Annotated in this window: 17 protein-coding genes and 3 pseudogenes; 7 read left to right on the top strand and 13 right to left on the bottom strand. The window is 61.5% G+C overall.

Annotation, left to right across the window (positions count from 1 at the left end):
* The first annotated feature begins 28 nt into the window (after positions 1-28).
* A pseudogene (locus tag GN234_RS06085) lies at positions 29-830 on the top strand (sulfite exporter TauE/SafE family protein).
* A 148-nt stretch (positions 831-978) separates the two neighbouring features.
* On the opposite strand, the pseudogene GN234_RS06080 reads toward GN234_RS06085, so the two are convergent.
* From GN234_RS06080 to GN234_RS06050, 7 genes and pseudogenes are all read right to left on the bottom strand, one after another.
* Positions 979-1,849 (bottom strand): annotated as a pseudogene (locus GN234_RS06080) (aldose 1-epimerase).
* A gap of 163 nt (positions 1,850-2,012) precedes the next feature.
* On the bottom strand, positions 2,013-3,293 hold the full coding sequence (locus GN234_RS06075) for a TRAP transporter large permease (protein ID WP_039763167.1): 1,281 nt from the start codon (positions 3,291-3,293) through the stop codon (positions 2,013-2,015).
* Positions 3,293-3,820, bottom strand: coding sequence for a TRAP transporter small permease (locus GN234_RS06070; protein ID WP_109755128.1), 528 nt, complete (start codon positions 3,818-3,820; stop codon positions 3,293-3,295). The genes GN234_RS06075 and GN234_RS06070 overlap by 1 nt, the downstream gene beginning before the upstream one ends.
* Positions 3,821-3,894: 74 nt before the next feature.
* A complete protein-coding gene (locus tag GN234_RS06065) occupies positions 3,895-4,863 on the bottom strand; it encodes a TRAP transporter substrate-binding protein (protein ID WP_109755127.1) in 969 nt (322 codons plus the stop codon).
* Between the two features lie 60 nt (positions 4,864-4,923).
* On the bottom strand, positions 4,924-5,829 hold the full coding sequence (locus tag GN234_RS06060; RefSeq protein ID WP_176688079.1) for an SMP-30/gluconolactonase/LRE family protein: 906 nt from the start codon (positions 5,827-5,829) through the stop codon (positions 4,924-4,926).
* Between the two features lie 43 nt (positions 5,830-5,872).
* Positions 5,873-6,694, bottom strand: coding sequence for an NAD-dependent epimerase/dehydratase family protein (locus GN234_RS06055; RefSeq protein ID WP_176688078.1), 822 nt, complete (start codon positions 6,692-6,694; stop codon positions 5,873-5,875).
* Between the two features lie 173 nt (positions 6,695-6,867).
* The gene (locus GN234_RS06050; RefSeq protein WP_163854060.1) at positions 6,868-8,169 is read right to left on the bottom strand and encodes an OprD family porin; all 1,302 of its coding nucleotides are present in this window, start codon (positions 8,167-8,169) and stop codon (positions 6,868-6,870) included.
* A 796-nt stretch (positions 8,170-8,965) separates the two neighbouring features.
* Between GN234_RS06050 and GN234_RS06045 the strand changes: the two genes are divergently transcribed.
* On the top strand, positions 8,966-9,310 hold the full coding sequence (locus GN234_RS06045) for a DUF6124 family protein (RefSeq protein ID WP_176688077.1): 345 nt from the start codon (positions 8,966-8,968) through the stop codon (positions 9,308-9,310).
* A 206-nt stretch (positions 9,311-9,516) separates the two neighbouring features.
* On the opposite strand, the pseudogene GN234_RS06040 reads toward GN234_RS06045, so the two are convergent.
* Positions 9,517-10,480, bottom strand: a pseudogene (locus GN234_RS06040) (IS110 family RNA-guided transposase).
* Positions 10,481-10,771: 291 nt separating this feature from the next.
* Between GN234_RS06040 and GN234_RS06035 the strand changes: the two are divergent.
* Positions 10,772-11,392 (top strand): TetR/AcrR family transcriptional regulator, encoded by a 621-nt coding sequence (locus GN234_RS06035; protein WP_116832136.1) that lies wholly within the window; start codon positions 10,772-10,774, stop codon positions 11,390-11,392.
* Positions 11,393-11,534: 142 nt separating this feature from the next.
* On the opposite strand, the gene preA is transcribed toward GN234_RS06035, so the two are convergent.
* From preA to hydA, 3 genes are all read right to left on the bottom strand, one after another.
* Positions 11,535-12,809, bottom strand: a complete 1,275-nt coding sequence (gene preA / locus GN234_RS06030) for an NAD-dependent dihydropyrimidine dehydrogenase subunit PreA (RefSeq protein ID WP_176688076.1) — start codon at positions 12,807-12,809, stop codon at positions 11,535-11,537.
* On the bottom strand, positions 12,810-14,177 hold the full coding sequence (locus tag GN234_RS06025) for an NAD(P)-dependent oxidoreductase (protein WP_176688075.1): 1,368 nt from the start codon (positions 14,175-14,177) through the stop codon (positions 12,810-12,812).
* A 180-nt stretch (positions 14,178-14,357) separates the two neighbouring features.
* Positions 14,358-15,797 (bottom strand): dihydropyrimidinase, encoded by a 1,440-nt coding sequence (hydA, locus tag GN234_RS06020; RefSeq protein ID WP_176688074.1) that lies wholly within the window; start codon positions 15,795-15,797, stop codon positions 14,358-14,360.
* Between the two features lie 608 nt (positions 15,798-16,405).
* Here hydA and GN234_RS06015 point away from each other — a divergent pair.
* The 4 genes from GN234_RS06015 to GN234_RS06000 all read left to right on the top strand — a co-directional run bounded on the left by GN234_RS06015 (position 16,406) and on the right by GN234_RS06000 (position 21,373).
* Positions 16,406-17,884 carry an NCS1 family nucleobase:cation symporter-1 gene (locus GN234_RS06015; protein WP_109755959.1) on the top strand — a complete coding sequence of 493 codons (1,479 nt, stop codon included), beginning with the start codon at positions 16,406-16,408 and terminating at the stop codon, positions 17,882-17,884.
* A 151-nt stretch (positions 17,885-18,035) separates the two neighbouring features.
* Positions 18,036-19,319, top strand: a complete 1,284-nt coding sequence (locus GN234_RS06010) for a Zn-dependent hydrolase (RefSeq protein ID WP_176688073.1) — start codon at positions 18,036-18,038, stop codon at positions 19,317-19,319.
* A gap of 84 nt (positions 19,320-19,403) precedes the next feature.
* Positions 19,404-20,888: a PAS domain S-box protein gene (locus GN234_RS06005; RefSeq protein ID WP_176688072.1), complete on the top strand. Its 1,485-nt coding sequence runs from the start codon at positions 19,404-19,406 to the stop codon at positions 20,886-20,888.
* Positions 20,889-21,127: 239 nt separating this feature from the next.
* Entirely contained in the window at positions 21,128-21,373 is a 246-nt protein-coding gene (locus tag GN234_RS06000; RefSeq protein ID WP_109755962.1) for a DUF1652 domain-containing protein, read from the top strand.
* Between the two features lie 179 nt (positions 21,374-21,552).
* Here the strand turns inward: GN234_RS06000 and GN234_RS05995 are convergent, their stop codons facing one another.
* Complete coding sequence (locus tag GN234_RS05995) at positions 21,553-22,938, bottom strand: sensor histidine kinase (RefSeq protein WP_109755963.1); 1,386 nt, start codon at positions 22,936-22,938, stop codon at positions 21,553-21,555.
* On the bottom strand, positions 22,916-23,599 hold the full coding sequence (locus tag GN234_RS05990; RefSeq protein ID WP_039592999.1) for a response regulator transcription factor: 684 nt from the start codon (positions 23,597-23,599) through the stop codon (positions 22,916-22,918). The genes GN234_RS05995 and GN234_RS05990 overlap by 23 nt, the downstream gene beginning before the upstream one ends.
* Positions 23,600-23,746: the final 147 nt, after the last annotated feature.

Here is a 23,746-nt window from a genome sequence, read left to right as displayed (position 1 = left end):
CAGGTGTGCGCGGCTTGAGAGATCCTGAATGTTACTGGCAAGTTTGTTTGGCGTGGTCATGGGCCTGGTTCTTGGCCTGACGGGGGCGGGCGGTGGCATCCTGGCGGTGCCGGCGTTGGTGTTGGGCCTGGGCTGGAGCATGACTCAGGCCGCGCCGGTGGCGTTGTTCGCGGTGGGCAGCGCGGCGGCGGTGGGTGCCATCGATGGGCTGCGCCATGGCCTGGTGCGCTACCGCGCGGCACTGCTGATTGCGCTGCTGGGCGCGGTGTTTTCGCCGCTGGGCATCTACTTCGCCCATCAGCTTTCGGAAAAAATCCTGATGATGCTGTTCAGCCTGTTGATGGTGCTGGTGGCGGCGCGCATGTTGCGCCGGGAAACGCCGCAAGCGGGGCCCAGCGATCACGGCGCCGCCAGTTGGGGCCAGAAGAATTGCATGCTCGACCGCGAGACCGGGCGCCTGGCCTGGACCGCTCGCTGCACTGCCACGCTGTCGGCATTGGGTGCGGTGACGGGTATGGTCTCGGGCTTGCTTGGGGTGGGTGGCGGCTTCCTGATCGTGCCGGCGTTCAAGCAACTGACCGACGTGCAGATGCGCGGGATCGTCGCGACATCCTTGATGGTCATCAGCCTGATTTCGTTGATTGGCGTGTTGGGCGCGTTTCATGCCGGGGTGAGCATCGACCGGGTTGGGGCGGCGTTCATTGCGGCGAGCATCATCGGGATGGTGCTCGGGCGGCGAGTGTCGGCCAAGGTCCCGGCCCCGGGCATTGCAAGTGGGGTTCGCCGGGGTGTGCCTGGGGGTGGCGGTGTTCATGCTGCTGCGGGCGTAGCTACGACGAATCAGGATTACACTTGCCTTTGTGGCGAGGGAGCTTGCTCCCGCTCGGCTGCGCAGCAGACGCCCTGGGCCAAGACCGTATGGGCCTGCTGCGCAGGCCAGCGGGAGCAAGCTCCCCTCGCCACGGTATAGCGTGCCGCTTACAGTTCCCGACACTGCATCGAAAACCCCAGCGCCACCGATTGCCCTTGCTCCAGCAGGCGCAATCCTGGCCGTCCAGGCAGGTGATGGGCATTGACCGGATGGCTGACCGGTTCGATGCAGAAGAAATCCAGGCCCACGGGGCAGTACAGCAGGAAGTATTTGCTACCGCTGGCGCGGCATTGCAGTTCATACCCCAGGTCCGGTTGCTGGATCAGGCAATCGCCGTCCCAGCCACCGAAGCCATTGTCCACCAGCGTGTCGGGCAGCGCCCGCGCTTGCTGGAAATCCCATTCGGCAGGAAGGGCGCTCAGCTCTGTCGGCAGTTTACTGGCATCGCATTTCCAGACGTCGGTCGCGCGGGTTTGCAGGCGCGTGCGGGCGGTACGTGGAAAATACGGATGCAAGCCCAGCCCATGCCATGCGGGTTGTCTGGCCGTGTGGGTGACGAGCATTGCGATCTGCAGCTGGCCGCCACTCAAGCGGATCCGCAGGCTGGCGCAGTAGGCGAACGGGTATTGGCTGTCGAGTTGCAGCAAGGCTTCCTGGGCACTCTGCTCGGTCACTTTCCACGGTTGTTGCCAGGCACTGCCATGGATCGGGAACGGGTCGTTGGGGCTGTTGGCGTCCAGTGCCAGCCAGCCGCCGGGGCAGTCGAAACCGCCTTGGGCGATCCGGTTTGACCATGGGATCAACGGGAAGCAGCCAAGTTTACCCGGCAAGCCATTTTCCAGCGCTTGCGGCGCGGGAGGGCGTAGCAGGGGAGCACCGGTGCTGCGCAAGGTCCATTCTACGAGACTGGCGCCCAGGTGCGGGGCCAGGGGTGAGGCGGGTCAGTTCGTCTTCGAGGTACAGGAGAGGCTGCGTCATGGTAGTCGCTTCTGTTCGGGAGGGGGGTAGATCGCTTTTGTGGCGAGGGAGCTTGCTCCCGCTCGGCTGCGCAGCAGACGCCCGAGTCCAAACCGGATGGGCCTGCTGCGCAGTCCAGCGGGAGCAAGCTCCCTCGCCACAAGGGGCTTGCTCGTCCTTGGGGTTACAACACCAGGTGCGGCAACCACAGCGACAGAGCCGGCACATAAGTCACCAGCATCAGCACCAGGAACAGCACGGCATAGAACGGCAGCAAAGCCTTGACGGTGCTTTCGATACTGACCTTGCCCACCGCCGAACCGACGAACAGCACCGCGCCCACAGGCGGCGTTATCAGCCCGATGCCCAGGTTCACCAGCATGATCATGCCGAACTGCACCGGGTCTACACCGATGCCCAGGATCACCGGCATCAGGATCGGCGTCAGGATCAGGATCAGCGGCGCCATGTCCATCACCGTGCCCAACAGCAGCAACATCACGTTGATGCACATCAGGATCACGTAGCGGTTGTCCGACAGGGTCAGGAACATCGTGGTGATCTTCGCCGGGATCTGCATCAGCGTCATGATGTAGCCGAAGCTGGCGGCGAAGCCGATCAGGATCATCACGATGGAGATGGTGCGCACCGTGCGGTGCATCAGCTTCGGCAGTTCACGCCACTTGTAGTCGCGGTAGATGAACATGGTCACGAAGAACGACCACAGCACGGCGATGGCCGCCGATTCGGTGGCGGTGAAGATGCCCGACAGGATGCCGCCGAGGATGATCACCATCGCCATCAGGCCCCAGAGGGCTTCGCCGACGATTTTCAGCGCCTGGCGCATCGGGATCACTTCGCCCTTGGGGTAGTTGCGCTTTTTCGCGAAGATCAGGCACAGCACCATCAGGCACGCGCTCATCAGCAAGCCCGGCACGATGCCCGCCATGAACAGCGAGGCAATCGAAACCGTGCCGCCAGCGGCCAGGGAGTAGAGCACCGAGTTATGGCTAGGCGGGGTCAGCAGGGCTTGCACCGAACCGCTGACGGTCACGGCGGTGGAGAAGTCCCGTGGATAGCCCTTGCGTTCCATTTCCGGAATCAGCACCGAACCCACCGAGGCGGTGTCGGCCACCGACGAACCGGAGATCGCGCCGAAGAAGGTCGAGGCGACGATGTTGACCAGCGACAGGCCACCGCGCACAAAACCCACCAGCACCCCGGCGCACGCCACGAGCCGGCGGGACATGCCGCCCTCGGCCATGATCGCGCCAGCCAGGACGAAGAACGGGATGGCCAGCAAGGAGAACTTGTTCACCCCGGATGCCACTTGGATCATCACGGCCTGGAACGGGATGTCGATCCACCACGCACCGATCAGGGCGGCGGCGCCCAACGCGTAGGCGACCGGCATGCCGATCAGGATCAATGCGATAAAACTGCCCAGCAGTATCAGAGCGTCCATTAAGCGGCACCTTCACTTTCTTCGACCAGGTCGAACTGCACGACCCGACGTTTGCTCTGGTCACCGAGCAAGAGTTTTTCCAGGACAAAAATCAGCGTCAGCAAGCCGCCCACGGGAATGGGCAGATAGGTCACGCCAACCCGCAGATCGGGCAGGGCGGCCATGAACTGGTTCCAGGTGGACATGCACAGCTTGAAGCCCCAAATGGTCATGAAGATGCAGATCAGGCCCATGAGCAACTGGGAAAAAATCGACGCCGCGGATCTCAGGTGCGGCGGCATGCGGTCGGTGAGCATGGCCACGGCCATGTGCGCACCGGCGCGGTAACTGGCGGCGGCACCGATGAAGGTGAACACCATCATCAGCAGGATCGCGGTGGGCTCGGGCCAGCTCGAACCGGTGCCCAGCACGTAGCGGGCGAATACGCCCCAGGGAATCATCAGGGAAATCGCCAGGACGGAAAGGCCGGCGACCCAGATGCACGTCATGTAGATCTTATCGTTGATACGCAGCAGCAAATTCTTCATCGGGTTCCACCGTAACCGGGCGCGCCTCGAACATCAGGCGCGCCGGGCCTTTTCATGGGTACAGAGCGGGAGGATTACTGAACGGCTTCGATTTTCTTGATCAGGTCGGCATATTTCGCGCCGTACTTTTCGCGCACCGGTGCGGTGGCGTCGTAGAAGGGTTTCTTGTCGACCGTGATGAACTCGACGCCGGCGGCCTTGAGTTTTTCTTCGCTGGCAGCGGACTTCTTGTCCCACAACACACGCTCTTCGGCCTGGGCGGCCTTCGCGGCTTTCTTGACCAGCGTCTGTTGGTCCGGGGTCAGTTTTTCCCAGGTGATTTTCGACATCACGATCGGCTCTGGCAGGATCAGGTGACCGGTCAGGCTGTAGAACTTGGCGTTCTGGAAGTGGTTGTGTTCGAGCAGGGTCGGCGGGTTGTTCTCAGCGCCGTCGATCACGCCGGTCTGCAGGGCGCTGAAGATTTCGCCGGTGTCCATCGCGATGCCGTTACCGCCCATGGCGTTCATCATGTCGATGAACATCGGGTTGCCCTGGACGCGGATTTTCATGCCCTTGAGGTCTTCGAGCTTGCGTACCGGCTTCTTGGTGTAGATGTTGCGCGTGCCGCCGTCCATCCAGGCCAGGGCCACCAGGCCGAATTCGGAATTGGTGATTTTGTCGAGGATCTCATCGCCCACCGGACCGTCGATGACGTTGCGCATGTGCTGATGGTCACGGAAGATGAACGGCATGTTGAAGACGTTCACGTCCGGTACCACGGGCCCGACGATACCCAGGCTTACGCGCGAGAGCTGTACCGCGCCGACCTGCATCTGCTCGATGACTTCCTTTTCAGAACCCAGGACACCGCCCGGGAAGTATTTGAACTTCAGCTCGCCATTGGTCTCCTGGGTCAGGGTCTTGCCCATGTTTTCCTCGGCAACCACGGTGGGGTAGCCGGCGGGGTGGATGTCGGCGAACTTGAGTTCAAGGGCGTGCGCTGCCTGGGCCAGGAAGGCCAGGGGCAGGGCTGCGATCAGAAGCGTGCGTTTGAAGTTCATGGTCAATCTCCAGTCTTGTTGTTTTTTTTATGTGCTCATCCAGTGAAGCGGCAGTGCAGATCAGTTCGCGGAGTGTTTCAGTCCTCCAAACGCGGGTTCAGCCAGGCCCTTGACGCCGGGGTTTAGGGCGAACACGCCGCCGGCCAGGGATTGCGGGTCGGTGTCGTCACCGGGGCGGATCGAAGTGACGAACAGGGTGTCCAGGCGACTGCCGCCAAAGGCGCACATCGTCGGTTTTTTAACCGGCACCGACAGGGAGCGATCCAGCCGGCCATCCGGAGTGAAACGATGGATGAGGCCGGCATCGTTGGCGCAGATCCAGTAGCAACCCTCGGCGTCCACTGCCGCGCCGTCCGGGCGACCGGCCAACGGCAGCATGTCGACGAACAGCCGCCGGTTGGACGGCGTGCCGCTGTCGATGTCGTAGTCGAAGGCCCAGATCTGTTGCACCAGCGGGTGTGAGTCGGAGAGGTACATCGTCCGGCCGTCCGGGCTGAAGCCCAGGCCATTGGGCACGATGAAGCCGCTCAGTTGCGCCTCGACCGGGCTGCGTTGCCCGGCCTCATAACGGTACATCCGGCCTTCGTCGGCGTTGGCCCCCATGTTCAGCACCATGCTGCCGGCCCAGAAGCGGCCCTGGCGGTCGCAACGGCCATCGTTGAGGCGCATGTCGGTGCGGCTGTGTTCGACGCTGGCACAGAGTTCACTGTCCAGGCTGCCGTCGTCATGGGGGTACAGGCGAAAGAAGCCGCTCTCCATGCCGGCGATCCAGCCACCGTCCTGGTGACGGGCCAGGCAGGCGAGCATTTCCGGGGCTTCCCAGCCCTTGAGTTGGCCGGTCCCGGCGTTCCAGCACTGCAGGCCGCCACTGGGAATATTCACCCAGTACAGGGCGTTTTCCTCGGGCACCCACACTGGGCTTTCCCCGACGGCGTTGCGTGCATCGACAATCAATTCGGCTTGCATGGTGATTCCCTTGTGCGTTCGTATCCCATGAAAAACAGGCGAATCAGTCGTCGAACGGGCCGGCCGCTACAAAGGCCCCGCCCTGGTAGATCCTGGCCGGGTCATCGGCGGCCGGCATTGGCTGCGCTTCGACCTTGGCGCGGAAAATCTCGGAAGTGTCCTTGGGCTGGTAGCCCAGGTGCGCGGCCTGGCTGTTGTCCCACCAGACGTCGCGGTTGGCGGACATGCCGTAGACCACGGTGTGTCCCACGTTCGGGGTGTAGAGCGAGCACTCGATCAATTGCGTGAGGTCGTCGTAGCTCAGCCAGGTGCTCATCATTCGGCGGTTCTGCGGTTCGGGGAACGACGAGCCGATGCGGATGCTCACGGTCTCGATGCCGTAGCGATCGAAGTAGAAACTGGCGACGTCTTCGCCGTAGGACTTGGACAGGCCGTAGTAGCCATCCGGGCGGCGAGGGGAGAGGGCGTCGAGGGCCTCGTCCTGCTTGTAGAAGCCGATGACGTGGTTGGAACTGGCGAAGATCACCCGCTTGACGCCGTGTTTACGCGCGGCTTCATAGATGTGGAACACGCCACTGATGTTGGCGCCGAGGATCTCTTCGAACGGGCGCTCCACCGAGACACCACCGAAATGCAGGATGGCGTCGACGCCTCCCACCAACTGGTGCACGGCCTGTTTGTCCGACAGGTCGCAGGGCACCACTTCTTCGCTTTCGTCGATGGCCGGGGCCATGTTGGCGATGTCCGACAGGCGAATGTGGCGGGCGTAAGGCTTGAGGCGTTCGCGCAAGACCTTGCCAAGGCCGCCGGCAGCGCCGGTCAATAGCAGGCGATTGAAGGGGTGGCGAATCTGTGTCGTGGTCATGGCATTACCTGAGCAAACAATGAGATGTGTAGTTGTTATAAGTTGTCGTACGACCGAGAGGGAATATCCTTATCCTTCCGCTACCTTGTCAACGTTTGATCGACGAACCGCTCTGGATCGGCGTCCTTGCCGCAGGTTGCCATGGGATGCGCTCATGGCTATGGGTCCTGTTGTTACAGAAGCGAGATCGGATAGCTGATGAAAATACGGTTCTCGTCGAACTCGTTGGTGCTGTAGTCGCGACGAATCGAGGCGTTACGCCATTTCACGTTGAGGCTCTTGAGCGCGCCGCTCTGCACGGTGTAGGCCAGTTCGGTTTCACGGCCCCATTCCTTACCGTCATCGACCGTAGCGGTGTGCACGTTGTCGCCGCTGATGTAGCGGTTCATCAGGGTCAGGCCCGGCACGCCGACGGCGGCGAAGTTGAAGTCGTGGCGCAACTGCCAGGATTTTTCCTTGGCGTTGTCGTAACTGGAGTTGTAGCTGTCGTTGGCCAGGGTGCCGCCGCTGGTGCCGTTGACGCGCATCCAGGCGTCATCGCCGCCGACTTTCTGCAGGCCGACGTAGAACGTGTTGCCACCGTATTTGGCCGAGAGCATGGCGAACGCGGTCTTGTTGTCCAGGTCGCCGGCCAGCGCGCTGCCGTTTTCCTTGCCGGTGAAGTAGCCAAGGTTGGCACCCAGGGTCCAGTCGCCGATGGGCTGGCTGTGGGTCAGGTTGAAATATTGCTGCTGGTAGATGTCAGACAGTTCCGCGTACCAGACGCCGACCTGGGTGCGTTTTTCGTTGAAGGCGTATTCACCGCCACCGAAGTTGAAACGGTCGGAGGTGAAGGCGCCGCGACCGTTCATGGACATGTCTTCCATGCTCGCGTCGTTGCGCGGGCTGTTGGCGCGGAACTGGCCGCCGTAGAGGGTCAAACCGCTGATCTCGGTAGAGGTCACCTGGCCGCCACGGAAGGTTTGCGGCAGGGAGCGACCATCGTCGGAGCGCAGGATTGGCAGCACTGGCATCCATTCGCCGACCTTCAGTTCGGTCTTCGACACCTTGGCCTTGAGAGCCACGCCCAGGCGACCGAAGTCGTCGGCAGGACGGCCGTCATCGTGCACCGGCAGCAACTGGGTGCCCGCCGTGCCACGGCCGCCGTCGAGCTTGAGCGAGTACGTGCCCAGCACATCCACACCAAAACCGACCACGCCCTGGGTGAAACCGGACTTGGCGTCGAGGATGAAGTTCTGGGTCCACTCCTCGGCTTTGCCCTGGGCATTGTTCGGGTTGGTGAAGTTGCGGTTGAAGTAGGCGTTACGCAGGGTCAGCGTGGCCTTGGCATCATCGACGAAACCTTCGGCGCTGGCGGTCGTTGGTAGAAAGGTGGCGAGGCTGCTGCAACCGAGCAGAAGCAGCGTGGGGCTGGCGTTGAGAAGAGTACGGCGGTTTGGACGGTGGACGGGCGAAAAACGGACACGTGTGCTCACTATGACGCTCCCTACTTTTATTGTTGTTTTTATTTGTTATACGTCGTCGTACAACATGGAGGGGGGATTATTTGGAAGCGACCGCTCATTGTCAACTGGCCATTATTGGAATTATCCAACTCGGGTGTGCCTCAAAGTGAGGCGTTTCAATGGCTGTCGCTGGCCGAGGTCAAGACCGCAGGCCGTGGCGCCGGGCAGATGCGAGGTTTGAGAATAGCGGTGGGGTGTCTGGTTGTGCGATGACTGGTCTAAGACATTAGTCGCATGTCGGCGATCGGAAGGCTTAAGCGGGGCTCTTGTGGCGAGGGAGCTTGCTCCCGCTGGACTGCGAAGCAGGCCCCCGTTTTTTGTTTCAACGCAGAATTTCTTGGGGCGGCTTCGCCACCCAGCGGGAGCAAGCTCCCTCGCCACAGAGATGTTGTTAACCCAGGTCCCCAGTCCAACCAGGGGACTGTGTTTATCCAGATGTAGGATCGTTCGGGTTCGGGCTACGTTGTCTTGCGCCATTCCCTACAACTGCGCCAGAATCCGCCGGCTTGTGCGCCTGGGGGCCGGGGCTCTATCGTTTCCGGGTCGCTGACGAATCAGCGATCGGGTTTGGTAGCCCGGCTTTTGACTTGTCGCATAGCCCTTGTAGCAGAGGCCTTTGGTATCTGTTTTTTATGGCGGTCATGCGCAGGGCGTCTTCGGACGCGCCGGTTCTCCAAGTCACCGGTCTACCAACCCGCGTATGGCCGCCACCCTTCGTTTGGTAGCGAGGGTGATGGTCTCCTTTTTTCGATTTGGAGATTCATCTATGTTCAAACCCACACCCAACCCGCCGGACACCGATCCAGCCAACTCAAAAGCCTTCGACAAAGCCGCCGACCGCATCCTCGACCACTACCTCAAGCCCAAACCCAGCAAGCCCGAGGCCGATCCCGGCCAACTCTTCACCGTCGCCCATGGCGTCGACACCGAAACCCTGCTCGCCAACCTCAGCGAAAACCTGGCCTCGGCCAATGCCATGGTCAATGACCTGGCCTTCGACCTGGAAGGTCCCAGGCGCCACATTGCCTTGGGCATCCTGCAACTGATCGAACTGAGCGGACTGCTGGCGAACCGCGCGCTGGATAACGTCGAAGCACGCCAGCCGAGATAACGCAGGGGGGCAACACCTGTGGCGAGGGAGCTTGCTCCCGCTGGGCTGCGCAGCAGCCCCAAATGGGCTGACGCGGTCTTTCAGGCAGATCGCATCAGCCAGTTTTACGACTGCTGCGCAGCCGAGCGGGAGCAAGCTCCCTCGCCACGAGAGTCCCCTGCGTACACATTTATCTGAACAGAACCACCGTCACATTGTGGGAGATTCTATGTTGCAGGGGAACCCTGCAACCGTGAATTTGGTTGGTATTCGCTCTGATTTTTCATCAGGGCGAATGCTACCCGACACAACTTGCGGGCGAGGATAACCAAGGCCTGAGTTCTGGCCAGGCCTCGTGCCAAGAAGGCCTCATAGTAAGGTTTCCAGGCAGGAGACCGACAGGCCGCCATCGCGGCGTTGTGCGCCAGGCGTCGTAGCTCCCCGTCCCCTTTTTTGCTCAAGTGACGAGGACTGTGCTTCTTCCCCTGAATCTTTTGGACGCAAATCCATCCCCAAGAAAGCAATGAATGCATCGCCACTGACAAAGTGACCGCGCATGAATGCGGTCGCCAAGCCAATGGCCGTCAGTTCACCAATCCCTTCGATGGCTTTGCAGCGGTTGATGTTTTCAGTGATCCCTGCCGCTTGGCTGGCCTCACGCATTAGTTTCTGAATGGCCTGATCGGACTCTTTGAAGACCTCCAACTGCCGGGCCAAGATGTCCTTCAGACACGGTTCGTTCGAAAAACTCAGCACGATACTGACGCGGGCCTTGATGAGTGCCGCACGTTTTCTAAGCAGGTTTTTTAACACTTTGTAGGCTTCTGGAGGTGGGCTCCAGATACGCAGCCTTGCTTGCTCGTTCGTTAGATACCGAGCCAGCAAACGCGCATCACAAGGATCAGTTTTAGCCCGCAGCCCAATACTTTCACGGTAATGGGCCACCCGATAAGGATCCACAACGTAAACATGAAACCCCATTCCATGGGCCAGCTCAGCTGTGTCCAGGTGATAAAAGCTGGTGGCTTCCAGCGCAATCGAGCTTTGGGCTGGTAGCGTTTTGAGCCACCGGCCAAGAGCTTCGCGGTGGTTGGCGATGGCTTGAGTGATTTTCAGGTCTTCGCGGTAAACGACGATTTCGGCCTTCGCTACATCGATACCAATAACCGTTGGTGAGTTAAGGATTGTCATGACGAATCCTCGGAGCTAGGGTTTAGGTGCTTGTCGGGGTCTACCTTTGCGCTGGCTTGCCTCTATCGTCGGTTTTACCGATGAATTCCTTATCGGCGCTTTAGGTAGAAAGGGCGGAACGAGAAGTCTCCCACGGTCCGTACTGGCTAGAGTCGGAATCGAGCTTTTAGTCCCGCCCACCCCTTCAAGTCTAAACATACAAGCGAGCTTGCTCGCTCCCACAGGGATCCCCAGTGTTTTCAGAAGTGGGTGAATGCTAGTCTTGATCAACGCTGTTGCCAGGGAGCCCTCATGGGCAATCACAAGATCGAGATTCGTCGCAGTAACGTCGAGAAAATCCTGCTGGCCGCCGAGAAGGTCTTTGCCGAGAAAGGCTTCGGCAGCACCGCCATGGCTGACATCGCCGCCGAAGTGCAATTGCCGCGTTCCAACCTGCATTACTACTTCAGCACCAAGAGCGAACTGTACAGCGCCGTGCTGTTCGACCTGCTGGAAGTCTGGAAACAGGACGCCTTGTGCTTCGAAATGTTCGACGACCCAAGGGTGGTGCTCAGCAGTTACATCCGCGCCAAGATGAACCACTCCCGCAGCCGGCCCTACGGCTCGAAGGTCTGGGCCAACGAAATCATCCACGGCGCCCCGACGCTGGGCCAGGCGCTGGATGCCAGCCTGTATGACTGGGCCAAGATGAAGGAAGCGAAAATCCGCCAGTGGGTGGATGACAAACGCATTCTGCCGGTGGAGCCGTCAAGCCTGCTCTACATGATCTGGGCCTCGACCCAGCACTACGCCGACTTCGACCATCAGATCAACATTCTCAATGATCATCAGCCGCTGTCGGACATGCAGTTCGAAAAGGCGGTGCAGACCGTGACCAGTGTGATATTGCGGGGGATTGGGTTGGAGCCTTGAAAATTTGACGCAACTGATGGCCCTATCGCGAGCAGGCTCGCTCCCACAGAGGACCGGTTGTGAACAGATGATCTGTGTTCACCACAAATCCAATGTGGGAGCGAGCCTGCTCGCGATGACGGCAGCCCGGACACCGCAAATTTCAGACCGTTACGTGGTAGGGATTACGCGGATCATGGTTCCAATCCAGAAACGGCTTGCCGGTGTCCACCGTCACCATCTCGATGCAGTCCTGCACCGGGCAGGTGATCTGGCACAGGTTGCAGCCCACGCATTCTTCATCGATCACTTCATATTTACGCGTGCCGTCCGCCTGCTTGAGGCTGGCGATGGCCTGGTGCGAGGTGTCTTCGCAGGCGATGTGGCAGCGGCCGCATCCGATGCAGGCGTCCTGGTCGATCTTGGCGATGACCTGGTAGTTGATGTCCAGGTACTTCCAATCGGTGGTGTTGCTCACCGCGCGCCCGGAGAAGGCCTGGAGGTTGGCGTGGCCGTGATCGTCCATCCAGCGTGACAGGCCGTCCTTCATGTCTTCGACGATGCGAAAACCATGCAGCATCGCTGCGGTACACACTTGCACCGCGCCGCTGCCCAGGGCGATGAATTCGGCGGCGTCGCGCCAGCTGCCGATGCCGCCGATGCCGCAGATCGGCAAGCCCTGGGTCTGCGGATCGCGGGCGATTTCGGCGACCATGTTCAGGGCGATGGGTTTGACTGCCGAACCGCAGTAGCCGCCGTGGGTGCTCTGGCTGCCGACGCTGGGCAGGGCGACCATGCGGTCCAGGTCGACGCTGGTGATGGAGTTGATGGTGTTGATCAACGACACCGCGTCCGCTCCACCGCGATGGGCCGCGCGGGCGGCGACGCGGATGTCGGTGATGTTCGGTGTGAGCTTGACGATCACCGGCAGCGAGCAATAGGTCTTGCACCAGCGGGTCACTTGCTCGACATACTCCGGCACCTGGCCGACCGCCGCGCCCATGCCCCGTTCCGGCATGCCGTGGGGGCAGCCGAAGTTCAATTCGATACCGTCGGCGCCGGTGGCTTCCACCAGGGGCAGGATGCGTTTCCACGATTCTTCGACGCAGGGCACCATCAACGACACGATCAACGCCCGGTCCGGCCAGTCCTTTTTCACCTGGGTGATTTCCCGCAGGTTGATCTCCAGGGAACGGTCGGTGATCAGCTCGATGTTATTGATGCCCAGCACCTCGCGATTGGCGCCGTAGTGGGCCGAGTAGCGCGACGACACGTTCACCGCCGCCGGGTCTTCCCCGAGGGTTTTCCAGACCACGCCACCCCAGCCGGCCTCGAAGGCGCGGACCACGTTGTAGGCCTTGTCGGTGGGTGGGGCGGAGGCCAGCCAGAACGGATTAGGGGCTTTGATGCCAGCGAAGACAATCGACAGATCGGCCATTTACGCAGCCTCCACGTTGAGCATCAGTTGGGCGTTGATCGCCTCGGCGGCGAGTTTGCCGTGCTGCACGGCCTGCACGGTGAGGTCCTGGTCCAGGCTGGTGCAATCGCCGCCGGCGTAGACGCCGGGAACGCTGGTGCGCAGGTGTTCGTCCACCAGGATCCGCCCGTCCTGGCGCTTGAGTTCCCGGGCCAGAGGGTCCACCAGCGCGTTGTCGTCGAAGGCTTGGCCGATGGCTTTGAAGATGGCGTCGGCAGGCAGATCGAAGGTTTCGGCGCTGGTGACCAGCCGCCCGTTTTCCAGATGGGTACGGGAAAAGCGCATGCCGCGCACACGGCCGGCGTCATCGAGCAACACCTGCTGCGGTTGAGCCCAGGTCAGCAAGCGCACCTGATTGGCCTTGGCGATGTCTTGCTCGTGCAAGGTCGCGCCCATGTCCTCGAGGCCGCGACGGTAGACCAGGTTGACGTCCCGGGCGCCGAGGCGGGCCATCTGCACGGCCATGTCGATGGCGGTGTTGCCGGCGCCGAGGACGATGCAACGGTCGGCCAGCGGCAACTGGCTGAGGTCGTCGGCCTGGCGCAGTTCGCGGATGTACTCGGTGGCGGGTAGCAGCCCCGGTGCCTGTTCGTCACTCAGGCCCAGTTGTTTGCTGGCGGCCAGGCCGAGGCCGAGGAACACCGCGTCGAACTGCTGATGCAGGTCGCTCAGGCTCAGGTTCTCGCCAAGTTTCTGGCCATGGCGGATTTCGATGCCGCCGATGTCCAGCAGAAAGTCCAGTTCGCGCTGGGCGTAATCGTCCACCAGTTTGTACTTGGCGATGCCGTATTCGTTGAGGCCACCGGCCTTGTCACGGGCTTCGAAAATCACCACGTCATGGCCATGCATCGCGCTGCGGTGCGCACACGACAACCCCGCCGGCCCGGCGCCGACCACGGCGATGCGCTTGCCGGTGGCGGCGGCCCGTTGGAACGGGTGGCCGCTGAAGTGGGCGTTGTCCACCGCGTAGCGCTGCAATGAGCCGATCAACACCGGTGCGCATTCATGGGCGTTGTTACGCACGCAGGCCTGCTGGCACAGGACCTCGGTGGGGCAGACGCGCGCGCAACTGCCGCCGAGGATGTTGGCCGAGAGGATTTTCTGCGCCGCGCCTTGGACGTTGTCCTGGTGGATGTTGCGAATGAACGAAGGAATGTCGATCTCGCTCGGACAGGCGTTCACGCAGGGCGCGTCGTAGCAATACAGGCAACGGGACGCTTCCAGGTGGGCCTGGCGCGCATTGAGTGGCGGCGCCAGGTCGCTGAAGCGGGCGGCGAGGGTGGCCGGGTCTTCCTGGGAATGGGGGAGGTGACTCAAGGGCTGGATCATGGAATGGGCCTCACGGTGTTTGAGGTGCTGCCTCTGGTGGGCAGTGGTTTTTTTCGGTGTCTGGACTGGCCTCATCGCGAGCAGGCTCGCTCCCACACTGGATTTCGGGTGAGCGCGAAATCTGTGTGCACAGCAGACCCTGTGGGAGCGAGCCTGCTCGCGATAGGCCGGAGGCCGCTCTCAGCGTTCCACGGCAACCGGCCTGTGCAACTCCGCCCGCTTACTCAGCAAATCGAACACCGCCGGGTACGCCGGCCGTTCGATGTAGCGCCCGGCACCGCGTTCGGCACGCAGGTCGCCATCGGCCCAGACCAGCCGACCCTGGCTGATGGTGTGGCTGGGTACGCCGCGTACGGTCTTGCCTTCGAAGATGTTGAAGTCCACCTGCTGATGGTGGGTCTTGGCGGAAATCGTGCGGCTGCCCTGCGGGTCCCAGAGCACCAGGTCGGCATCGGCGCCGACGCGGATCGCGCCCTTGCGTGGGTAGAGGTTGAAGATCTTCGCGGTGTTGGTGGAGGTGAGGGCGACGAAGTCCTGCATCGACAATTTGCCGCTGTTGACCCCTTCGTCCCAGAGCACGGCCATGCGGTCTTCGATCCCGGCGGTGCCGTTGGGGATCTTGCTGAAGTCGTCGCGGCCGGCGGCTTTTTGCTCGGCGCAGAAGCAGCAGTGGTCGGTGGCGGTGGTGTGCAGGTTGCCCGACTGCAAGCCGTGCCAGAGTGCTTCCTGATGCCCGCGTGGGCGGAAGGGCGGACTCATCACGTAGCCGGCGGCAGTCTGCCAGTCCGGGTGGCGATAGACGCTGTCGTCCAGCAGCAGATGCCCGGCCAGCACTTCACCGTAGACCGGTTGGCCCTTGCTGCGGGCGTAGGTGATTTCGTCCAGGGCTTCCTTGGTGGACACGTGCACCAGGTACAACGGCGTGCCCAGGGTCTCGGCAATGCGAATGGCCCGGCTCGCGGCTTCGCCTTCCACTTGCGAGGGCCGCGACAGCGGATGGGCTTCCGGCCCAGTGATGCCCTGGGCCAGCAGCTTGCGTTGCAGGTGGTAGACCAGCTCGCCGTTCTCGGCGTGCACGGTGGGCACCGCGCCCAATTCCAGGCAGCGCTCGAAGCTCGCGACCAAGGTGTCGTCGGCGGCCATGATCGCATTCTTGTAGGCCATGAAATGCTTGAAGCTGTTCACCCCGTGGTGGCTGACCAGCTCGGCCATTTCTTCGCGGACCTGTTCGCTCCACCAGGTGATCGCCACGTGGAAACCGTAGTCGCTGGCGCTTTTCTCGGCCCAGCCGCGCCATTGATGAAAGGCTTCCATCAGCGACTGCTGGGGGTTGGGAATCACGAAGTCGATGATCGATGTAGTGCCCCCGGCCAAGCCCGCTGCCGTGCCGCTGAAGAAGTCTTCACTGGCGACCGTGCCCATGAACGGCAACTGCATGTGCGTATGGGGGTCGATGCCGCCGGGCATCAGGTATTGACCACTGCCATCGAGCACTTCGACGTCGGCGGGAACATCCAGGTTGTCACCAATGGCCTTGATCACGCCGTCGGCGCAAAACACATCGGCGCGATAACTTTCATCATGGGTAATAACGGTGGCGCCACGGATCAACAGAGACATTCCGAGTTCCTCGCAGGCATGACCGACTGTTGCCGGTTCTTTATGTTTTATCGATCACGGTAGGTAAAGTCGTGCCGGTTTATATTCTTGTCACTACTGTCAGGATTAGAAGCTAGCTGGAGTTATTGAAATGAGCAAGATTATTTTTTATAAGCTTATTCGTTAATTAACTTATTGAAATTAAAGAAATAAATTATTAAATCACCAAAATGGTGAGCCTGCTCACCATTTTGACGCACTTGACAGGATCGTTATTTGAGCGAGATTTGTCATGGTAAATCAGCGGCTTGAAAGTGCTGGAAGTGCGGTCTAGACGCCTCGCGTTGATCCGGGGTGCACCACTTTGAATCTCTCACTCGACAGGGCGTGAAGGTCATCTAGCCTCAAGGGCGACAAGCAGGGATTGAAACAAGGCAATCACGTGGCTTTAAAACGTTAAACATCAAAAGGTTGAAAGGGTTATATCGATCATCCGGTCAGCTCGACGCATTATCCGGCACGGTTATTGAGTGCCGTCGTGGGTCTGGCGGGGTGGTCGGTAGCACGCGTGCAAGTACTCCGGCCATCGCCAGTCGATGAGCAAAAATAATGAAAACAGTGGAGCGGACATGACCAGATCAACAGTGACTGAGCGCGACGGATTGTTCGAGCTTGAAGCCGGCAGCGACGTCCTCGACAGCCCCCGTTACAACCACGACATCGCGCCGACCAAGGTGCACGAGCGAACCTGGAACAAATGGCACATCACCGCCCTGTGGGTCGGCATGGCGATCTGCGTGCCGACCTACACCCTCGGTGGCGTGCTCACCGCCTACTTTGGCCTGACGGTGGGCGAGGCGTTGCTGGCGATCCTGTTTGCCAACATCATTGTGCTGATTCCCTTGACCCTGAACGCCTTCGCCGGAACCAAGTACGGCATTCCGTTTCCGGTGCTGTTGCGCTCGTCCTTTGGCGTCATCGGCTCCAACGTCCCGTGCCTGATCCGCGCACTGGTGGCGTGCGGCTGGTTCGGCATCCAGACGATGTTCGGCGGCCTGGCGATCCACCTGTTTCTCGGCTCGGTGTTCGACGGCTGGAAGAGCCTCGGCGGAACCGGCGAGGTGATCGGCTTCATGGTGTTCTGGGTCATGAACCTGTGGGTGGTGTTGCGCGGTGCCGAGTCGATCAAATGGTTGGAAACCCTGTCCGCGCCGCTGCTGGTGCTGGTAGGTGCCGGCCTGTTGGTGTGGGCGTTGCCGAATGTCTCGTTGACTGAATTGATGGCGGTCCCGGCCAAACGCCCAGAGGGTGCCAGCGTGATCGGTTACTTTCTTGCCGGGCTGACCGCCATGGTCGGTTTCTGGGCCACGCTGTCGTTGAACATTCCAGATTTCAGCCGCTACGCCAAGAGTCAGAAAGACCAGGTCGTAGGGCAGATCATCGGCCTGCCGCTGACCATGTTCCTGTTCGCCTCCCTCGGCGTGGTCATGACCGCCGCTTCGGAAAAACTGGTGGGGGTGACCGTCTCCGACCCGGTGACCTTGATCGGGCACATCCAGAGCCCGGTGTGGGTGGCGCTGGCCATGGTGCTGATCATCGTCGCCACGCTCTCGACCAACACCGCCGCCAACATCGTCTCGCCCACCAACGACTTCCAGAACCTGGCGCCGAAACTGATCGGCCGGACCAAGGCCGTGATGCTCACCGGCCTGGTGGGGTTGGCGCTGATGGCCCATGAACTGCTGAAAAAGCTTGGCCTGATCGTTTCCGAGGTCAGTCTGGAATCGGTCTATTCCAACTGGCTGCTGGGCTATTCGAGTCTGCTGGGGCCGATTGCCGGGATCATGGTGGTGGATTATTTCCTGATCAAGAAACAGCAACTGGACCTCGCCGGCCTGTATCGCGACGACGTTTACCCGGCGTGGAACTGGAACGGTTTCATCGCCTTTGGCGTGCCGGTGGTGCTGACATTGCTGTCCCTGGGCAGCGATGCGTTCAGTTGGTTCTACAGCTATGGCTGGTTCACCGGCTCGGCGTTGGGCGGGGTGATTTATTACGGGTTGTGCGGTATGCGAGCGAGCCCGTCCGTCGCTAAAACTGCGGTGTGAAGGCGGGCCTCATCGCGAGCAGGCTCGCTCCCACAGGGGGATTTGCTGTGCACACAGATTTTGCATCCACCCCAATCCAGTGTGGGAGCGAGCCCGCTCGCGATAGCAGCCTCAAGACACCAACAAAATGCCTGAAAAAATGGAGATCCCCATGAACGCCGCCATCGACGTCCTGCAATCCACCCACCAGCACATCAACCGCGACCGCCTGTGGCAATCGCTCATGGACCTGGCCCAGCTCGGTGCCACGGTCAAGGGCGGTGTGTGTCGGCTGGCCTTGACGGATCTGGACCGCCAGGCTCGCGACCTGTTCGTGCAATGGACCCAGGCGGCGGGCTGCACCGTCAGCATCGATGCGGTGGGCAATATTTTCGCCCGGCGCCCGGGGCGCAATCCGAACCTGCCACCGGTGATGACTGGCAGCCACATCGATACCCAGCCCACCGGCGGCAAGTTCGATGGCTGCTTTGGCGTACTGTCCGGGCTGGAAGTGCTACGTACCCTCAATGATCTGAACATCGAAACCGAGGCCCCCCTGGAAGTAGTGGTGTGGACCAACGAAGAAGGCTCGCGCTTCGCCCCGTGCATGATGGGCTCCGGGGTGTTCGCGGAAAAATTCACCCTCGAAGAAACCCTGGCCAAGGTCGACGCCGAAGGCATCACCGTCGGCCAGGCGTTGAATGCCATCGGCTATGCCGGCACGCGCCAGGTCAGCGGGCACCCGGTGGGCGCATATTTCGAGGCGCACATCGAACAGGGACCGATCCTGGAAGACAAGGGCAAGACCATCGGCGTGGTCATGGGCGCCCTGGGGCAGAAATGGTTCGACTTGACACTGCGCGGTGTGGAAGCTCACGCCGGCCCGACCCCGATGCACCTGCGCAAGGACGCCCTGGTGGGCGCCTCGATCATTGTCGGCGCCGTCAACCGCGCCGCCCTCGGCCATCAACCCCATGCCTGCGGCACGGTCGGTTGCCTGCAAGCCTATCCGGGCTCGCGCAATGTCATCCCCGGTGAAGTGCGCATGACCCTGGATTTCCGTCACCTGGAACCGGCACGCCTGGATTCGATGATCGCCGAGGTCAAGCAAGTGATCGAAGACACCTGCCGCCAGCACGGCCTGACCTTCGACTTGAAACCCACCGCCGATTTCCCGCCGCTGTATTTCGACCAGGGCTGCGTCGACGCCGTCCGCGGTGCCGCCCAAGGGTTGGGCCTGTCCCACCTGGACATCGTCAGCGGTGCCGGTCATGACGCGATCTTCCTCGCCGAACTGGGCCCGGCCGGGATGATCTTCGTGCCCTGCGAAGGCGGCATCAGCCACAACGAAATCGAAAACGCCGCCCCAGACGACCTCGCCGCCGGCTGTGCGGTGCTGCTGCGGGCGATGCTGGCCGCTTCACAGGCGATTGCCGAGGGGCGCATGGCGGCGTGAAGGGCCGATGCACTATTGCAAACCCATGTGGTCGTAACTTTCAACGCATCCATGCTTGAACCCTACTGACCACATGGAGACCCAATGAATCAGCAAGTCCCGACCACCGATACCAACCGTCGCCAATTGCTGCAGATCATTGCCGGACTGTCCGACGGGGTGATGTTGATCGAGGTCGACCAGACCATCGCCTGGGCCAACGCAGCGGCCTTGACGATGCACGGGGTCAAGGACCTCAGTGAGCTGGGCACCACGGCCCGGCAATATGCCCGGCGCTTCAATCTGCGTTACCGCAACAATCATCCACTGACCGAAGACAACTACCCCATCGCCCGGGTTGCCCGTGGCGATGAGTTCAGCGATGTGCTGGTGGAAGTCACGCCTCAGGCCGATCCCGATCGCACCTGGGTGCATCGGATCCGCAGCATGGTGCTGGCTGACCGCAACGGCGAGCCGGAACTGCTCGTGTTGATCCTCAGCGATGCTACCGAATGGGCCAGCGCCGAGCAGCGCTTCGAGAAAACCTTCGGTGCCAACCCGGCGCCGGCGGTGATCTGCCGCCTCAGTGACCTGCGTTATATCAAGGTCAATCCGGGGTTCCTGGAAATGACCGGCTACAGTCGTGAGCAGGTGATCGGGCGTTCGGTGTATGAACTGGATGTGCTCGAAGCCGCCGAGAAACGCGACCTGGCCATCGAGCGCCTGGGGCAGGGCGCGACCATTCCACAAATGCAGGCCGAGTTGAAGTTGCCCGACGGCACCAGCAAGCAGGTGATCGTCGCCGGCCAGCCGCTGGATCTGCACGACGAAGACTGCATGCTGTTTTCCTTCATGGACATGGAGCCGCGCCGCAAGGCCGAAACGGCGCTGCGCCAGAGCGAGGAGCGCTTTGCCAAGTCGTTCCGCCTGTCACCCGTGCCCACCCTGGTGTGCAGCGCCGAGCAACAGTTGTTGGAAATCAACGAAGCGTTCCTCCAGACCACCGGTTACGCCAGCGAAGAGTTGCTGGGTAAAACCGTGGAAGAGATCGGCTTTCTCGACAAGGACGCCAGTGCCGCGCTGTTCGCCCGGCTGGAAAAGGCCGCCGCGGTCTCACGTATCGACGTCAAGGTGCACAAGAAGGGCGGTGAACTCATCGACTGTGAGGTCGCCGCCGATACCGTGCTCATCCAGGACAAGCCTTGCTATCTGCTGGTGCTGATGAACATCACCGAGCGCAAACGCTCGGAGCTGGAGTTGGTGGCGGCTATCGAGGAGGTGATGAAAGACGCTTCCTGGTTCAGTCGGACCCTGATTGAAAAACTGGCTAACGTGAAGAGTATCAACGCCCAGGTGCCCAGCGTGTCATTCACCGAGCTGACAGCCCGGGAGCGAGATGTGCTGGGGCTGATTTGCGAAGGCCTGGCCGACAAGGAAATCGCCGCGCGCCTCAAGCTCGCGCCCAACACCGTGCGCAATCACGTGGCGACCCTGTATTCGAAACTGGACGTCCATAGCCGTAGCGAGGCAATTGTCTGGGCCCGGGAGCGGGGGTTGTTCGCTAACGAATGGCGGATGAAGGCACCATGATAGCCAGTGCAAATGCACCTGGCGTGCTGGTGCAAATTCGGGTTTTGCAGGAAGGGGCGGTTCCTTAGGCTGTCAGGGTGCGACATCGTCCATGATGTCGCGTCCCCACGAAACACGTAAGGAATACGCCACAATGTACAGCGAACGAACCCAGTATCAGAGCGACAGGACGTCTACGCGGACCAGGAGGTCGGAGCTGTCCACCGTTCATTTGCGCCCCCGGGGCTGAGGTGCATCACATGACCCATCTGGCCCCCTTGCGCGCCCGCCTCGAAGAAAGTTTTACGCCGTTGGCCTGCGAATGCAGCCTCAATGGTGACGGCACCCTCACCGTGCGCCTGTATCACCGCGAAAGTGGAGAGGTGGACCTGGTGGTGAGCGGTATGAGCGTCGACAGCGTCCGCTCGGAAGAAAGCATCGCCAAGTTGATCGATGAGCTGCGCTATGAGCTGCATAACACCCCGCTGCATCGCAGTGACGCCTGATAGATAAAGATCAAGCACACCACACCGTGGCGAGGGAGCTTGCTCCCGCTGGGTCGCGTAGCGACCCCAAAACCTGCCGGACGCGCATGCCAACCAAACCATGTCCACCGGTTTTGCGACTGCTTCGCAGCCGAGCGGGAGCAAGCTCCCTCGCCACAGATGCTGCTCCAGCCCTATGACTACAACAACGTCCCCCGGCAATCGAGCACCAGCCGCGCGCCGCCGTGTTCGCTGCTACCCACCTCCAACGTGAACCCATGCAGATTGACGATCGCCGCGACGATCGACAGACCCAGGCCAAACCCACTTTGCTGGCTGCTGCCCTCGGCGCGGTAGAAGCGGCGAAACACGGCCTTGCGCTCCGCTTCGGGGATGCCGGGGCCGGAGTCGAGCACTTCGATGCGGGTGCTGTCGCCCTGATCGACCCCACGCAGGGTCACCTTGCCCCCCGGCGGGGTGAACTTGATGGAATTGCTCAGCAGGTTCGACACTGCCTCGAACAGCAACGCCCGGTCGCCGTTGAGCAGGGGCAGGGCGTCGGGCACTTCCAGGGTGAACGTCAGTTCGCCTTCTTCGGCCAGCGGCAGGTAAAAGTCGTGCAGTTCCTGCAATAACTGCAACGGATCGAGGCGCACGAACCCCGAGCGGCGCTGCTGGTCTTCCAGTTCGGAAATCCGCAACAGCCCTCGAAACCGAGCCATCAGGGTGTCTGTCTCGGCGATCACCTGGTCCATCTGCAAGGCCTCGGGCGAGCCGTCCGGGGCCTCTTGCTGGATGCGATACAACTGGGCGCGCAAGCGGGTCAGCGGGGTGCGCAGGTCATGGGCGATGTTGTCGCACACGCCCTTGACCTCGTTCATCAAGCGTTCGATGCGGTCGAGCATGGCATTGACGATCGCCGCCAGCATGTCCAGTTCATCACGCCGGCTCGACAGCGGCAGGCGATGGGTCAGGTCGCCGGCGACGATGGCTTCGGCGCTGGCCTGCAGTTTGCGAATCCGCCGCAGCGGTCGGCGGCGCAACAGATGCCAGCCAGCGATGCCCGGCAGGATCGTCAGCGATACCCCCCAGAACAGCGCATGCAAGATGATGCGGGTCACAGCGAACAGTGAGCCGTTGTCCCGGGCCAGGACCAGCCAGCGGCCGTCCTGGGTGCGGGTCGCCACCGCGTCACAACTGTCGGAAGGTACGCTCGGGTCGTCGGAATCGACGCAGCCGCCGAGCATGTGGATCTTGCCATCCAGCGGCAGGTCGGTGGGGATTCGTTGGATCGGCCCGCCCAAATGCCGCAGTTGCGGATCGAACAGGCCGTAGGCATCGACGCCGCGCTCGTCCAGCGTCAGGCTGGCCATGAGCGCGTCTTCCAGTTGATCGCCATGGATCCGGGCGAACAGATGCTGGCGCTGCATCAGGGAGTGCTTGGCCAGGCTGTCGAGGTAGCCGAATACTTCGTAGTACATCACCCCCATCAGGATCGCGCTCCAGATCACGAACAGCGAACTGTACAGCGCCAGCAGGCGGCTGCTGGAGGAGCGCCAGCCCTTAGCGGGGTTCAGCAATGACATAGCCGGAACCCCGTACCGTGCGAATCAGCGGTTCCAGGCCCGGCGGGTCGATTTTCTTGCGCAGGCGGCCGATGTGGACGTCGATCAGGTTGGTGCCGGGGTCGAAGTGATAGCCCCAGACTTCTTCGAAAATCATCATGCGCGAGAGGATCTGCCCGCTATTGCGCATCAGGAATTCCAGCAGCTTGTATTCGGTGGGCAGCAGGCTGAGCAATTGGCCGTTGCGGCTGGCTTCGCGGCTGATCAGGTTCAGCTCCAGGTCGGCCACCCGCAGCACGGTCTCCGGCTCGCGGGCGCCGTTGTTGCGCCGCAGCAGCACTTCGACCCGGGCAGCCATTTCGTCGGTGGCGAACGGCTTGGTCAGGTAATCGTCGCCGCCGGCTCGCAGGCCGCGAACCCGCTCATCCACGTCCGAGAGGGCGCTGATCATCAGGATCGGCGTGGCCACGCCCATGGTACGCAGGGTGGTGACGATCACCAGGCCGTCGAGCTCGGGCAGCATGCGGTCGAGGGTGATCAGGTCGTAGTCGCCGCTGACCGCTCGTTCCAGGCCTTCGCGGCCGTTGTCGACCCAGTCGACGTCCAGGCCGTTGCGGGTCAGCTCGGCAACGATTTCACGGGCGGTCACGGCGTCGTCTTCGATGGTCAGGATGCGGTTCATGGGCGGTACCGTGTGGGGAAATTGGAGCGATTGCGCAGCATTTTGCCAAAGAATACCTGTCGGCTTTCTGAAAAAAAGTTCATGAGCCGGCGAGCCGATTCGCTGGCCTGGATCAACACTTGGTCACAAATAATCCCTAACATAAAT

Origin of the sequence: Pseudomonas bijieensis (genome assembly GCF_013347965.1) — a bacterium.
GTDB lineage: Bacteria > Pseudomonadota > Gammaproteobacteria > Pseudomonadales > Pseudomonadaceae > Aquipseudomonas > Aquipseudomonas bijieensis.
This window is presented reverse-complemented; position numbering and strand designations above follow the sequence as displayed.